General features: G+C 74.1%; 10 protein-coding genes. 4 read left to right on the forward strand and 6 right to left on the reverse strand.

Annotated features, from left to right (window positions below; genetic code table 11):
• Window positions 1-225: 225 nt before the first annotated feature.
• Window positions 226-1458, forward strand: coding sequence for a M14 family zinc carboxypeptidase (locus tag BS72_RS09165; protein WP_037908548.1), 1233 nt, complete (start codon window positions 226-228; stop codon window positions 1456-1458).
• An 80-nt stretch (window positions 1459-1538) separates the two neighbouring features.
• Here the strand turns inward: BS72_RS09165 and BS72_RS09170 are convergent, their stop codons facing one another.
• Window positions 1539-2021 (reverse strand): GNAT family N-acetyltransferase, encoded by a 483-nt coding sequence (locus BS72_RS09170; protein WP_037908550.1) that lies wholly within the window; start codon window positions 2019-2021, stop codon window positions 1539-1541.
• 381 nt (window positions 2022-2402) lie between these two features.
• Here BS72_RS09170 and BS72_RS09175 point away from each other — a divergent pair, with 381 nt between their 5' ends.
• Both BS72_RS09175 and BS72_RS09180 read left to right on the forward strand, forming a co-directional pair.
• Window positions 2403-3203 carry an exodeoxyribonuclease III gene (locus BS72_RS09175; RefSeq protein ID WP_037908552.1) on the forward strand — a complete coding sequence of 267 codons (801 nt, stop codon included), beginning with the start codon at window positions 2403-2405 and terminating at the stop codon, window positions 3201-3203.
• A 131-nt stretch (window positions 3204-3334) separates the two neighbouring features.
• Entirely contained in the window at window positions 3335-4105 is a 771-nt protein-coding gene (locus tag BS72_RS09180) for a Mut7-C RNAse domain-containing protein (protein ID WP_051950846.1), read from the forward strand.
• An 88-nt stretch (window positions 4106-4193) separates the two neighbouring features.
• On the opposite strand, the gene BS72_RS09185 is transcribed toward BS72_RS09180, so the two are convergent.
• From BS72_RS09185 to BS72_RS09200, 4 genes are all read right to left on the reverse strand, one after another.
• Window positions 4194-7187 (reverse strand): hypothetical protein, encoded by a 2994-nt coding sequence (locus BS72_RS09185; protein ID WP_037908555.1) that lies wholly within the window; start codon window positions 7185-7187, stop codon window positions 4194-4196.
• Complete coding sequence (locus tag BS72_RS09190; RefSeq protein WP_037908558.1) at window positions 7187-9034, reverse strand: HSP90 family protein; 1848 nt, start codon at window positions 9032-9034, stop codon at window positions 7187-7189. Before BS72_RS09190 ends, BS72_RS09185 begins: the two co-directional genes overlap by 1 nt.
• A 259-nt stretch (window positions 9035-9293) precedes the next feature.
• The gene (locus BS72_RS09195; RefSeq protein ID WP_051950847.1) at window positions 9294-10328 is read right to left on the reverse strand and encodes a tetratricopeptide repeat protein; all 1035 of its coding nucleotides are present in this window, start codon (window positions 10326-10328) and stop codon (window positions 9294-9296) included.
• A 154-nt stretch (window positions 10329-10482) separates the two neighbouring features.
• Window positions 10483-11286, reverse strand: coding sequence for a polysaccharide deacetylase family protein (locus tag BS72_RS09200; protein ID WP_037908560.1), 804 nt, complete (start codon window positions 11284-11286; stop codon window positions 10483-10485).
• A gap of 816 nt (window positions 11287-12102) precedes the next feature.
• On the opposite strand from BS72_RS09200, the gene BS72_RS09205 reads away from it, so the two are divergent.
• Entirely contained in the window at window positions 12103-12873 is a 771-nt protein-coding gene (locus BS72_RS09205) for a L,D-transpeptidase family protein (RefSeq protein WP_322942172.1), read from the forward strand.
• Window positions 12874-13020: 147 nt separating this feature from the next.
• Here BS72_RS09205 and BS72_RS09210 read toward each other — a convergent pair whose 3' ends face one another.
• Window positions 13021-14100, reverse strand: a complete 1080-nt coding sequence (locus tag BS72_RS09210; RefSeq protein WP_037908563.1) for a phosphatidylinositol-specific phospholipase C domain-containing protein — start codon at window positions 14098-14100, stop codon at window positions 13021-13023.
• Between the last annotated feature and the right edge of the window lie 313 nt (window positions 14101-14413).

The following is a 14413-nucleotide window of genomic DNA, read 5'->3' on the forward strand; positions in this document are numbered from 1 at the left end:
CGGCCGGACCGCCGCCGACCTGCCCCGACGCGGCCGGCGTCCGGGCCGCCCGGCCGGTTCCCTTCCGGCGGGGGCCGGCGCGGACGTTTCGACTCGGCTCCGAGCGGTTCGGCGAGGCGTCGGTAGCACCGTTGACACCTCAGCGGCGCCATGACCTACTAACGGAACCGACTCGCAGGTCGCGTCGGGCTGGCGCGGGCGGGGGCCCGCAGCAGGGGGACTGCTGTGACGACCGAGCGATATCCGTCGACACGTGATGTTACTGAGAGTGCACGATTTCTGACGCTGAGATATGCGGGAATCTGCCGCCTGGAGGAGGTGGGCAGATCCCGGGCGGGCCGGCCGCTGCTGATGCTGAGCGTGGGCCAGGGGGAGCGCAGCGTCCTCGTCGTGGCGGGGCCGCACGCCAACGAGGCCGCGGTGGGCGGCGCCACGGCGCTGCACCTGGCCGAGCGGATCGCCGCCGACCGTGAGCTGGGCGTCGACGACGGCACCGCCTGGCACTTCCTGCTCTGTATCGACCCGGACGGCGCCGCCCTCAACGAGTCGTGGCTGTCGGGCCCCTACACGCTGCGCGGGCACTACGAGCACTTCTTCCGCCCGTGCGCCGCCGAGCAGCCCGAGTGGCTGCCCCGGGACGGCGCGCTGCGGGCCGCGCTGCCCGAGACCCGCGCGCTGGTGGGGGTGCTGGACCGGCTGCGGCCGGTGCTCCAGTGCTCCCTGCACTCCATCGACGTCGGCGGCAGCTTCGTCCAGCTCACCCGGGACGTGCCCGGAGTGCCGGAACGCATCGGCAAGTCCGCGGCGGAACTCGACATCCCGCTGGAGAGCGGCTCCTCCGACGCCTTCCAGTGGCCCAGCCCCGGGCCGGGCGTCTACGTGATGCCGGACAGCGACCGGGCCGTCGGCGACGGAGCCCACTCCACCTGGGCGCACGCCGAACGCTACGACGGGGTGACCGCCGTGGTCGAGGTGCCCATGTGGGCCTGCGACCGGTCCGCCGACACCACCCCGCACCCCGATCCGGACCGCGCCCTGCGGCTGGCGGGAGCCGCGCTGCGCCGGGACCTCCCGACCGTGGCGCGGGTGATGGCCCGCGTCGACCCCGAGCTGATCGGCGCCGACACGCCGATGCTGCGCACGGTCCGCGAACTGGTGGGCATCGGTCCGCAGCTGAGCGCCGAGTGGGACCCGGCGGTGCGCCCGCCGGACGCCGACCCGCTGCCGGAGATGACCACCGCGCGCGTCACCAGTATCGAGGTCTACGCCCAGCGCATTCCCCTGCGCGCGGCGGCGATGCTGCGCCGCATCGTCGGGGTGCCCGCGGTGACCGGGCTGGTGGACGACTGGTGCGAGGCGTACGAGACGGCCTACCGGCCGCGCTGGGTGCCGGTGGCCGATCAGGTGGAGCAGCAGGCGCGCAGCGTGCTGGCGGTGTACGAGGAGCTGAGCGGCTGATCCGCCCGGACCCGCGATCCCGGGTCACGTACCCCGTGCCGCCCCGCGTCCCGGTGCGGTGGGGCGCGGCCGGTGCGGGCTCAGGCGGACAGCGGCTTGCCCATGTGGACGCTCAGGTCGGCGTACCGGTAGTAGCCGAACGCGCCCACCGGCTCGTACCCGCACGACGTGTACAGCCGTATCGCCTCAGGCTGCTTCAGGCCCGTCTCCAGCACCATGCGGACACGCCCCGCCGCGGCGGCCGACGCCTCCAGCTCGGCCAGCACCGCCCGGGCGTGACCGCGCCCCCGGGCCGTGGGCACGACGAACATCCGCTTCAGCTCGGCGTCGCCCGGCTCGAAGCCCTCCGCGGCGTCGTCCTGGGCGCGCCAGCCGCCGCTGGCCACGGGCAGCCCGTCGGCGTCGTAGCCGAGCAGGTAGAGGCCCGCCGGCGGGTCGAAGTGGTCGGCGGCCATCGGCGTCCGGTCGCCCTCGTCGCCGTACCGCTCGGCGTACTCCTTCTGCACCAGGTCGTTGAGCAGCACCGCGTCCGGATGGTCGAAACGTGTCTTTCTGATCTCCACGCGCCCATGCTAGTGCCGCTCTCAGCAGGGTCTGCCCCGCTCGCCGCCCTGGCACGACCGTCCGCCGCGTTGCCGTACCGGCCGAGCAGGCCCGCTACGAGGCCGGTTCGGCGCCTTGCGGCTGACCGCACCAGGACACCTCGCTACCGGGCAGACCCCGCCGGTCACGGCCCGAGGCGCCCGCGCCGACAGCGCGGTCTCCCCCTGTGGACAAGTGATCCTCACCACCACCGTCCCGCGACCTGCCACGCCCCGCCGCCGTCCCGGCGGTGCGAGCCCCCGGCCGGCCCCGCACCGTGCGGCCGCCGGACGTCCGCCCCCGCGAGGCCCCGCCCCGTCCGCCGGGGCGGGCCGGGCCTCGCCCCGGGGTATCGTCCCCGGGTGAGTCTTACCGTCACCACCGTGAACGTCAACGGCCTGCGGGCCGCGGCCAAGAAGGGCTTCTCCGCCTGGCTGGAGGAGACCTCCGCCGACGTGGTCTGCCTCCAGGAAGTACGGGCCGAGCCCGACCAGCTGCCGGCCGAACTGCGCGAGCCCGCCGGATGGCACGCCTTCCACGCGCCCGCCGCCGCCAAGGGCCGCGCCGGTGTGTCCGTTCTCACCCGCCGCGAGCCGGTGGCCGTCCGCACCGGCTTCGCGGCCGACGAGTTCGCCGACTCGGGGCGCTATCTGGAGGTCGACCTGGGCCGGCCCGGCGTCACGGTGGGCTCCCTGTACCTGCCCTCGGGTGAGGTGGGAACGGAGCGGCAGGAGGAGAAGTACCGCTTCATGGCGGCCTTCGCCGACCACCTGGCCCGGCTGGAGGCCCGCGCCGCCGAGGAGGGCGGCCACGCGCTCGTGGTCGGCGACTGGAACATCGCCCACCGCGAGGCCGACATCCGCAACTGGCGGGCCAACCGGAACCGCGCCGGCTTCCTCCCCGAGGAGCGGGCCTGGCTCGACGGCCTCCTCGGCACCTGGACGGACGTGGTGCGCGCCCTCCACCCCGAGGGGGAGGGCCCCTACACGTGGTGGTCCTACCGCGGCCGCGCCTTCGACAACGACGCCGGCTGGCGCATCGACCACCACCTGGCCACCCCGGACCTGGCCAAGTCCGCTCTGCGCGCCACCGTCGAGCGCGCTCCCGCCTACGACCTCCGCTGGTCCGACCACGCTCCTGTGACGGTCACGTACGCCGTGTGACGTCCGCGCCGCCCGTCTCGTCGGCCGAGGCGGCGGCCTGGGTACCGGCCGGGCGACGTCCGCCCGGGCGGGTCCCGGGAACGCCCGCCGGGGCGGCGGCAATCCCGTGGAGCGGCGCGGTGGGGGGTGGCATGCTGGGCGTTGTGAGCCATGCCACGCGGCAGCGTCCGCTGATCACCGTGCACGTCCCCGCCGAGCTGCGGATCTTCCTGTCGGCGGGGCGGCGCGCGCCCGTGGTCGAGACCGCCGTCGACGGGGTGTCGACGCTGGGCCACCTCGTGGAGGCGCTGGGCATCCCGCTCACCGAGGTGGGCGGCCTCCGGGTGGACGGCGCGGACGCGCCCCGCAAGCACCTGCCGGCCGCCGGTGCGGACGTCGAGGTACTCCCGGTGCCGCGCCCGCAGCGGGTCCCGGGTGCCCCCCTGCGCTTCCTGCTGGACGTCCATCTCGGCACGCTGGCCCGGCGGTTGCGCCTCCTCGGCATCGACGCGGCCTACGAGAACGAGGACATCGGGGACCCGGCGCTCGCCGCCCGGTCCGCGGCGGAGCGGCGGGTGCTGCTCTCCCGCGACCGGGGCCTGCTGCGGCGGCGCGAGCTGTGGTGCGGCGGCTACGTCTACAGCGACCGCCCCGACGTCCAACTGGCCGACGTCCTGGAGCGGTTCGCCCCCGAACTCGCCCCGTGGACGCGGTGCGTCGCCTGCAACGGCCAACTCGTGCCCGCCGACAAGGCGTCGGTGCGGGACAGCCTCCAGCAGGGCACCCGCGCCACCTACGACGTCTTCGCCCAGTGCGCCGCCTGCGACCGCGTCTACTGGAAGGGCGCGCACCACGCCGACCTGGAGGCCGTCGTGGAGTGGGCGATGGACGCGTACGGCTCGCAGGGCGCGGCCCGCGGCTGATCGTCCTACCGCTGATCGTCCTACCGCTGAACGTCCGTCAACGGCACGTCGCGGGCGGCGGCGAAGGACCCCCGCCCGCGAACGGCCCTCACTCCTGCGGCTGGTCCCGCTCCGCCTCCAGGCGGTCGCGCAGGGCCTCCAGCACGCCCGCCGCGTCCGGCAGCTCCGCCGCTCGGCAGCGGGTGATGCCCTCGGTGAGGCGCGCCACGGCGGCGGGCACGTCCTTCAGGAAGGTGCCCTCGATGTGTGCCGCGACCCGCAGCGCCTCCGCGCGCGGCTGCTCGCCGGCCGGGCCGCCCTCCTCGTGGGACGCGACGGCCTGCTCCAGCTCGGCCACGGCCTCCTCGAAGCGGCCGTCCTCCGCGTAGGCGCGGCCGCGCTGGTAGTGGACCGTGCCGACGTGGAACCAGCGGGGGAAGTCCTTCTCGTCCGAGGGCACCTCGGCGATCAGTGCGTCCGCCTCGGCAAGCCGGGCCAGCGCGTCGGGTACCCCTTCGGGACCGTGCTCCGCCACGCCCAGCCGGGCGAACTCGCGCATCATGTCCAGCACGGCGCCCGGCCGCGGTGCCCGGCCGTTGGAGTCGACGGCCCGCTGGTAGGCCTGATCCGCGGCCTCCCACCGGCCGGCCCGGGCCAGCGCCGTCGCCGCTTCGGAGGCGACCAGGGTGTGCGTGAACTGCTCGTCGCTCCAGCCGCCGACGGTGTCGGCGAGCCGCACGAACTCGTCCGCCGCGGCCCGAGTCTCGCCCAACCCGGCCAGTCCGCGTGCCAGGTTGAGCCGGATCTGCGCCGACAGGCGCGGGTTGACACCGTCCTCGTCGAGCACCGCCGACTCCAGCACCGCCACCGCGTCCGCCGGCCGGTCCAAGGCGCCGAGCACGTCCGCCAGCTCCATCCGGACCTGGGCGGCGTGCTCGTCGCTGCCGCTGGAGCCGTCGCGGTCCAGCCGGTCGGCGGCCTCCGAAAGGTGCCGTACCGCGGCCTCAAGGTCGCCGCTGTGGGCGCAGGCGTGCCCCAGCAGCGCGTACAAGGGGCCCAGCGACAGCGAGTCGTCGGGCCAGCGCGCCGCTGCCGCGAGGGCCTGGTGGCACAACTCCACCGCCTCCACGGGCCGGCCGGCGAAGACCGTGAACTGCGCCAGCAGCGCCAGCGGACGCGGGGTACGCCAGGGCTGCCCGGCCTGCTCCAGCAGCGTGAGCGCCGACTTCAACTCCGCGAGGGCCCGCTCAAGTTCGCCGGAACGGGCGGCCACGTCGGCCGAGTACTGCAGGGCCTGGGCGGGGCGCGGCGGCGACTCCAGCCGCTCCGCCTCGGCCAGCAGATGTCCCACCGCCGCGTCGAACGCCGCCCGTTCGGCGGGTCCCGGCTCGTCCCCACCGCCGACCAGCGGCTCGCGTGCCGCCAGCGCGACGCACTGCAGAACGGTCAGGTAGCGGTTCGGCTCGATGGCCCCGGCGGCCGACAGCTCCGCTGCCCGTGCCTGTTCGGCGGCGAGTGCGGCGCGTGCCTCGGCGACCCCGTTGGCGCCGTCCGCAGCACCGGCCGCGGCGCTGTCCGCCGCGCCGTCCGCAGGGCTGCCCGAGGTGCCGTCCGAGGCACCCTGCGAGGCCGCGGTGACCAGCGCGGTGGCCGCCCGGGCCCGCGCCGTGCACGCGTGGCCCGGCTGCCCGGCGGCCTCGTACGCGTCGGCGGCCCGCAGCAGCGCCTCCCGGCCGCTCGCCCACTCCTCGCGGTGGAGCGCCCGCAGCCCCTGATGCTCCGCCACCTCGGCCCGCAGCACCTCCAACGGGCCCAGCGTCTCGTCGTGTGCGTACTGCGGGGTGTCCAGCAGGGCGGCGAGGCGGTCCCACAACGCGTCCGCGGCGGGGCGGCCCTCGGCTGCCCACTCCCGGACCTGCCGCACCAGCGCCGGCCCGTCCACCGGCTGCTGTCCGGCGGCGGCCGGCGGTTGGGCCGGCGCGGCCTGCGGCAGCCGGGTCGTGGCCCGCAGGCCCAGGGCCAGCGGTTCGTCGAGCAGCGGCAGCCGCTCCAGCCGCTCGCGCCGCCGGTCGCTCACCGCCGTGGTCCCGTTGCGGGCGTCGAACGCGGCGGCCAGCGCGTCGCCCCGCCCGCCGACGTGCACCAGCAGTTCGGCCACCGTCCAGTTGCGGCCGGGCGGCCCGGCCACCGCCAGCGCGCCGTGCCCCTGCCCGGCCAGCCGCGCCAGCAGCACCTGCACCCCGGTCAGCCAGGACAGCAGGGTCAGCGGGGCGCCCGCGCTCTCGAACAGCACCCGGTTCTCGGCCAGGATCTCCAGGCCGCGCGCCTCGTTGCGGGTGAGCGCGCAGAACTCCACGTGCCGGCCGACACTCTCGGCCATGTCCTGCTTGCCGCGGGCGAACCGGTAACCGGACAGGTGGTAGGAGCGGGCGTCGTCCAGCCGGCCCGCCCGGACCAGCGGCAGCAGCGCGTAGGCCATGCTGGCGTACGGCTCCTCCAGGCAGGTCTGCCTGCCGCCGAGCACCGGCTCCCACTCCCGCATCGCCCGCGCCTCGTCGCCGAACGCGATCAGGTGCAGCGCCCGGTTGCGGGTCTCACACGCCTCGCAGTCACTCAGGTCGGTGCGGCCGCGAGTGGCCCACAACTCGTACGCCCGCTCCCGGCCGACACCGGTGTGCGCGGCCACGTGGTGGCGCATCGCGTACACCGGCTGGAGGCCGTGGCCCGCGGCGCGGTAGCGGGAGGCCATCTCGTCCAGCCACTTCTCCACCGCGGCCAGCGGCATCTCCGGCACCTGGAGCAGCGCGGTCGCCACCCACTTGAAGCGCCAGTAGAGCTGGTGCTCCTCCCACTCGCTGAAGTCCTCGCGCCGGTCGTCCCACATCCGCACGATCCGCGCGAAGACCACCGGCGACTTGCGGTCCTCGGCGGAGTACGTGTACGCCGACATCAGCTCGAAGAGCGCCGTCACCAGGGCGCCCCTGTCGTCGAACTGCTCGGCCGCCTCGACCAGTTCCTCCGCACGCACGGTCCGCGGCCGGCCGTAGGGCCGCTCGCTGTTCTCGCGCAGCGCCTCGAAGACGGCCTCGGGTGTCTCCAGCATCACCGCTCCTCGTGCATCGCGTGGTCCAGCAGGCCGATGAAGGCCCGGTTCAGCAGCGCGCTCTCGGTCGGCCGCAGCGGCCGCCGGGTGAGCAGCAGCGCCTGCCCGTACAGCGCCTCCACGGCGGTGACCGCCAGTTCCCGGCCGGTCACCGAAGCAGCCCGGCGCACCAGGGGGTTGAGATGGTTGAGCACCAACTGGGCGCGTGGCGACTCCGATCGCAGCGAGCCCAGGATGTCCGCCCAGACGCCGTCGGCGCTGCCGGCCAGCTCGCCGCGCCTGCGCTCGTGCCGCGCCTCCCGGTTGTCCAGCAGCAGCGCCGGCGCGCTGACCGGATGGAAGGCGCGCAGCACCACGTCGCACTCGAACTGCGCCAGCGCCTCGCGCGCGATGTGCAGGAAGGACGCCGCGGCGAGCTCGACCGAGGGGTCCACCGCGTCCAGGTGCGCGGTCACCGTCGCCGGGTCCAGGTCGAGCACGGCGGTGCCGGGGCGGATCTCCGGGAGCCGGTGCACCAGGTCCCGGTCGTAGGTGTAGCCGCCGTTGACCACGCCCAGCCCGGCGGCCGAGGCGATCGACGCCACCTGCTGGAACTCCTCGACGGTCTGCGCGACCAGCACCGTCGGGTGGGAGCGCGCGAACTCGTCCAGCGTCACGTGCCCGTCGGTCGTCTCGAACGGCAGCCACGGCAGCAGCAGCCGCAGCAGCTCGTCGTCGAACCGGGCCAGTGCCTTGACGGCCAGGTGGTGGACGGCGATGAACCGGTGCAGCAGCGCCGGGTCGCTGGCCGACAGCCCCGTCAGCCAGTCGCGGATGCGGGCACCGAGCGCGTCGCGGACGGCGGCCAGTGTCTCGTCCTCGTACAGCGCCTCCCGGGAGGCGGTGGGCCGCAGCTGGTCGGCGTCCACCACGCAGCGGACGAAGAACGCCCACTCCGGGAGGAGTTCCGACGCCTTGTCGGAGAGCAGCATGCCCTTGACGTGCACCCGGTGCCCGCTGTGCCGGGAGGGGTGCACGGCCGTGGGGAGTACGAACGCCGCGCCGCGCAGGCCCACGAGCGGCAGGTCCAGCTCCACCACGTCCAGCGGGGTGAAGTCGAAGGTGGACCGGCACAGTTCGAGCAGGGCCTCGCGCCGGGCGGCCGGCGAGGGGTACGTCGCCTGCCAGGGCGGGGCGACGGCGTTGACGCGTACGGCGGAGCCGTCTGCCGCGGCCACCACGACCTCGTGGCGCAGCAGCCCGCCGTAGTGGCGGGCCAGGTCCAGCACCGTGTCGTGCCGGGTCCACTCCGCCGCGTCCGGGCGCGGCAGCAGCGTGACGGTGGTGCCCGGCTGCGGCACCGCGCCGGCCGGCAGGGTGCGGATCGCGTAGCGCCCGTCCGAGCCGCCGCGCCACTCCACGGCCGGCGCCTCCGGGTCCGCCGCCGACCGGGTGGTCACCGTGATCTCGTCGGCCACCACGAAGCACGCCAGCAGACCGATGCCGAACTGCCCGATGAAGTCACCCCGTTCGGCGACCAGCTGGTCTCCGTCCAAGGCGGCCGCAGCACCCTGGGCGGCGCGTTTGGAGCTGCGCCCGATGGTGGCGAGGAAGCGGTGCACGTCCTCCTCGGTGAGCCCGACGCCGGTGTCGGTGACCGTCAGCCGGTCCGTTCCGGCGGTCACCGTGATCCGGCCCGGCGCGGCCGGGTCGAGGGCCTGCCGCGCGGTGATCGCGTCCACCGCGTTCTGCAGCAGCTCGCGCAGGTAGACCCGGGGGCTGGAGTAGAGGTGGTGCGACAGGAGGTCGACCAGGCCGCGCAGGTCGACCTGGAAGGTGTGCGTGGCCGGGTCGGACTGCGGGGACACGGCGGTCTGCGCGGACCGGGGCGTCTGGGGGATCTGGGGTATCTGTGGATCTGACACCGGTTGCGGCTCCAAATCGGCCGAGGAGAAAGGGGAGTGGCGTGCGCGCCGGGGCCGCGTCGGGACCGGGCACGCCGCCACGACGGGGGATGCGGCGGTCTCCGGACGAGGAATCCCCGGTGGCACGACGGTGTGACGCGACGCCGGCTCGACGGTGGCGTCGACGCCCGTAGCGGCGCCATGGGCGGTCGTCAGCGGCGGATCAGCGCAGCATGCGGGCCTGCCACCGCGTGTACGTGCCCACGGGGTCGTCGGCGCCGCCCTTGAGACGGTTCCAAGGGGACCTGCATACCGCGCCGTTGAGCATGGCGAAGACCTCGACCGCCGACTGCTTGCGGCCGGCGAGGGAGAAGGTCATCGCGAAGGTGTTCGCCGACGCCGTCCACCCCGGGTGCCGTTGGAAGGCGGCATGCCCCAGCGACCGCTCCCATGCCTGGCCCAGCCGGCCGGCGGCCTCCGGTTGGGCCAGGCTGCTCGTCCCGTTCTCCTTCGGCTCGCCGTACCACTCCTCCAGCTGGGCCAGCGCCACCAACTCGCCGAAGGGCGAACCCTCGGGCGCCGCCAGCATGGCCGTCCGGGCGAAGTCGTGCATCTTCTCGTGCGAGCCGCCCCACTTGGCGCAGACCTGCTGGAGGTGGACCCGATGGGCCGGCAGGTGGTGGGGGAAGCGCGCGACGACGGCGTCGAGCCGCCGCCGCGCCGCGTCCTGCCCGACCTGGAGCCCCCGTCCCGAGGTCAGGAGGAAGTACCAGGGAGCGACCCATTCCGGGGCCAGCTCGGCGGCCTCGTAGAGGTGCTCCTCCGCGTCCCGCAGCCGGGCGTGGAAGACGGCGAACTGCTCCTTGGACACGTACTTGGCCAGCTTCGCCGACCGCGCCTCCCACGCCCAGCCGATCTGGCGGGTACCCAGCGCCAGCCGCGCCAGCGGGTCCCGAGGGTCGTCGGCGACCGCACGGGCCAGCCACTCCTCGGCGCCGTCCACGTCCATGACCTCGTTGACCAGCCAGCTCAGGTCGTCTGTCCACGGCCCGGCCAGACCGGGCCCCTCCGCGGCCGACGCCAGCAACTCCCGCACCCCGGCCCAGTCGCCGGACCGAGCCGCGCCGAGCACGGCGGTGAGGCGGGGATCACCCAGATCCGTGTCGAGCCGCGGCGGAGCGACCAGGCCCCACGACTGGCGCCGCTCGCGCGCCTTCTTCTCCTGCTTCTCCGCCGTACGGCGGCCGAAAAGCGGCATACGGCACCCCCCTCAGCTGTACTCGGGGCGTGTTCGTCCCGCCCCCCCGGTGAGTACATATCACGGCCGGGCGACAGCACGCCGATCCCGGTCCGGGCCGGTCGGTGGCGCGAGCGGGGCCACCACGACCGTCCGCCGTCGATCCGCGCGGGGCCTACTTGTAGACCTTGCCCGCCACCGGCTTGCCCGGCGCCAGCAGCTGCTTGACCGTCACGAAGGTGTAACCGCGCTTCTGGAGCGTGGAGATGATGGGGGCGACCGAGGCGACCGTGCCGTTGTAGCCGCGGTTGGTCGGGTCCACCAGGTCGTGCAGCAGGATGATCCCGTCCGGCTTGGTCTGCTTGAGTATGCGGCTGGCTATGAGCTTGGAGTCGGTGGTCTTGTAGTCGGCGCCGTTGGCGCTCCACACCACCTCGGCCATGCCCAACTCCTTCGCCACCTTGGTGACTTTGGCGCTGGTGCGGCCCTGCGGGGGGCGCAGCAGTGTCGGCCGCTGGCCGGTGGCCTTCTCGACGGCGTCCCGCCCCTCGGTGATCTCCTTGCGGACCTCGTCCGTGCTGATCTTGGTGAGGATCTGGTGGCTCCAGGTGAGCGTCTCCACCTCGTGGCCCTGCGCGACCATGTCCCGCACCATCTCCGGGTGCACCCGCACATGGTTCTTGCCGAGCGTGAAGAACGTCGCGTGGACGTGGTACTTGGCGAGTATGGCCAGGATCTGCGGGGTGCGCACGCTGGGGCCCGCGTCGAACGTGAGCGCCACGCACTTGACGTGGCGGCAGTCCACGGCGCCGTCGGGTCCCTGCGCGAAGGCCGCGGTGCCCGCGGCGGGAGCCCCCTTGCGCGCGGCCGCCGGCGAGGTCGCCGTGTAGCCGTCGCAGCCGGAGACGCCGAACGCCAGCGCACCCGCGGCCAGCAAGGTGATCAGCGCGCGGGTGCGGCGCGCCGTGGTCGTACGCATGCGGGATTCCCCCTCGTTTCTGCGGTCCGGAGCCCGATGGGGTGGGCTCCGGACCGGAACCCTACACACTGCGTATACACAGGTTATCTACCGGGGGGTTGTACTGATCCCTGGCCAGATCTGTCTGAACAGTGGCGATTTGCCGTCGTTTTGGATGGGATCTGTGCGGTCGAATGTGCTGGGAGCGACGGCAGGGGCTGCGGTGGGAAAGGGGTGCGGGGGTGAACCGGCGGTGCCTGAGGGGCGGCCGGACGTCGGGGGCATGGGCCGGCGAGCGGTGGCTGCGGAAGGGAGCAGGCTCGTGCTGTCGCGGCCGACGCGGCGTCGGGACGGCGTCGGCAACGGCACCGGTTGCCGCCTCCCGCGTCCGTCCTGGAGGGGGTGGTCGGCGCGCTCCCGTGGCGGGGCGGTGTCGGGGCTCCGTCGGGTGGGGAGCGATGACCCGCCGGGCGCGCGCCGCCCCTGGGGGTGCGTCGCGGGACGGCGCGGTCGTACGAGGCCGGGGGTGGGGGAGTGCCGCGTGCGCCGTGTGCTCCGGAGGCGAGTCGGACCAGGGGTAGGCTGCTCGCGCGGCCCACCACCCGTTCGGGGCCGCGTAGTCGACCAACCGGCCGGGTACGGCGCGGTTCCGTGCGCCACGAAGGTGACGTATGGGGCGAATCGGGCCTTGCCGGGGGTGGGGTGCCCGACCGGCGGCCCGGGTTTGCGAGGATCGTTGCGATGACTGCCGCTCCCTCTGACGCTCTCACCGAGCGCTCAAGCCCTCCGGGCCGTGACCGTCGACGGCACCGGCGTCCTCGTCGTACCGCCAAACGCGTGGTGATCGCCGTGTCGGTGGTCGCCGCCGCGGTGGGCCTGCTCGGCGCGGGCTACGTCGCCACCCAGCACTCGGGCGGAGGCCGGACCGCCGCGGCCGACAACGGCCGTGACACCGGCAAGCCCGCTGGTACGCCAGCCGCCGCGGCCCCGGCGGCCACCGCGTCGCGGGACCCGATGCCCGCCACCATTCCGGGGCTGGGCCCCAAGACGCTGGCCGACGTGCCGGCTGCCAGCCGCCAGGTGCTGGTGGCCTCCGGTCAGGCCAAGGACTCCTCCAACACGCTGGTCACCCTCTGGGTCAAGCTCCCGGACGGCCACTGGCGTCCGGGCGCGACCTGGCGCGGCCACAACGCGAAGGACGGCTGGACGACGGACCACCACGCCGGGGACCTGCACAGCCCGATCGGCGTGTTCACCCTCCACGACGCCGGCGGGTTCGACGCCGACCCGGGGTCCCACCTGCCGTACCACCACTCCGACAGCTTCCACGCGGGTGGCGTCGGCTTCGACGGAGAGCCGCTCGACGAGGCGTTCGACTACGTCATCGCCATCGACTACAACCGCGTCCCCGGCACCTCACCCCTGGACGGCACCCAGCCGCTGGGGGCCGACAAGGGCGGCGGCATCTGGGTGCACGTCGACCACGGCGGCCCCACCCACGGCTGCGTCAGTATCCCCGCCCCGGACATGGTCACGCTGCTGCGCGCGCTGCAGCCCGCCGACCACCCGGTCATCGTCATGGGCGACAGCACTTCCCTCCAGAGCTGAAGCCGCGACCGGACCACGCCGCCGCCACGGAGGCAGGGCAAAGCTCCTGTACGACCTCGTCGGCGCGCGGGAGTACACCGACGGCCGGCCGGGACATCCGTCCCTGCCGGCCGTCGGTGTACTCCCGCGCCAGGCGGGTGGGGGCGGTCAGCCGCGCGGCAGGACCAGGGACTGCACGCTCGGCAGCCCGCGCCAGTCGTTGGACGCGATGGTGGCGTGCGCGGCGGCGAGTTGGGCGACCCGGGCCTGCGCGTCGGCCGCGGCCGGAGCGGTGTCGTCCAGGGTCGGCGCCACGTTCTGCGCGTCCGTCATGATCAGCAGGTAGTGGTTGGTGTCGTACCAGCTGGTGTCGATGCTGCCGTTGAGGAACGTGGCGGCGTCACCGTCGAAGACCACGAACCACGGCCGCAGCGAGGCGTCGGAGTAGCGCGAACGCGGGTCGCCGGCCTGGGCGTTGTGCACGGCGGGGAAGACGTTGGCCTGGGAGAGCTTCCCCTGGCTCTGGAGTGATTTGAGGTAGCCCGCGTACTCCTGGTCGGTCCACAGGGAGTCCGTCGGGTTGGCCTCCTCGACCGTCCCCGGGATGGCCTCGATCAGCACCTTGCCGGCCAACTGCGCCCGAGTGGGCCAGTTCCCGGCGATCGCAGCGGCGTCCAGGGACGCGTACTGGCCGCCGCCCGGCTTGGCCAGCAGGTCGGAGGGCTTGAAGACGAGGCTGCCCAGGTGGGCGCTGATCGACTGGTCCAGCTTCGCCGGGCTCATCCCGAAGGTGCTCTGGAAGCCGGCCTTCAACTCCAACTTGATGACCAGGGGCCCGTGTCCGGGGTGGGCGCCCAGCCAGACCCGGACGTCGTCCAGGCAGGTCTCCAGGTCCTTGTTCGCGGCGCCGGTGTAGAGGTCGGCGGCGGAGGAGGCGTTGACGCAGTTGTTGCTGTTGCCCAGCGGGTTGTCGTGGCTGACCTTCCACTCCTGGGTGACGAAGTCGTCCCAGACGTCCAGCTCGATCATCGAGGTGCCGGTGTCCAGCGCCTGGGCGAGGTAGGGGAAGGCCGACGGGTCGTAGGTGTTGTGCAGGCCGGACCCGGTCGTCGACGAGAACGGCAGCGAGTCCGTCTCGGCTGCGGAGGCGGGGGTCCCGCCGGCGAAGAAGGCGAGGCAGGCACTGAGGGCGGCACCGAGGGCGGCGGCGCGAAGCCGACCGGAGATGCGGCGGAGCGGACCGGTCACGTGTCCTCCTGTTGGTTGTGTCTCCGTCAGGACGGTGCCGGGCGCGCGTGAATCGACGGAGACATGACACGTAACACGACCTGTCGGCCTGCTGTCACCTCCTGTGCGTGAACGTGCCTCCTGTTACAGGGGTGTTGGCAGGACGAGCGGTCCGAGCCGAGGTCCGCCGACCCGGGTCGGCGCCGGGTCGGTCGAAACCACGCCCAAAGCGCCAGGCGGTGCCCGCTGTTGGGGCCGTCTGACGCTTCGGGTGATGCGCGGAACGTCACGTTGCCGGTGCGGTTCGGGACACGCGAACGTTCCGCCGCCGGCG

It is taken from the genome of Actinacidiphila yeochonensis CN732, from assembly GCF_000745345.1.
Lineage (GTDB): Bacteria > Actinomycetota > Actinomycetes > Streptomycetales > Streptomycetaceae > Actinacidiphila > Actinacidiphila yeochonensis.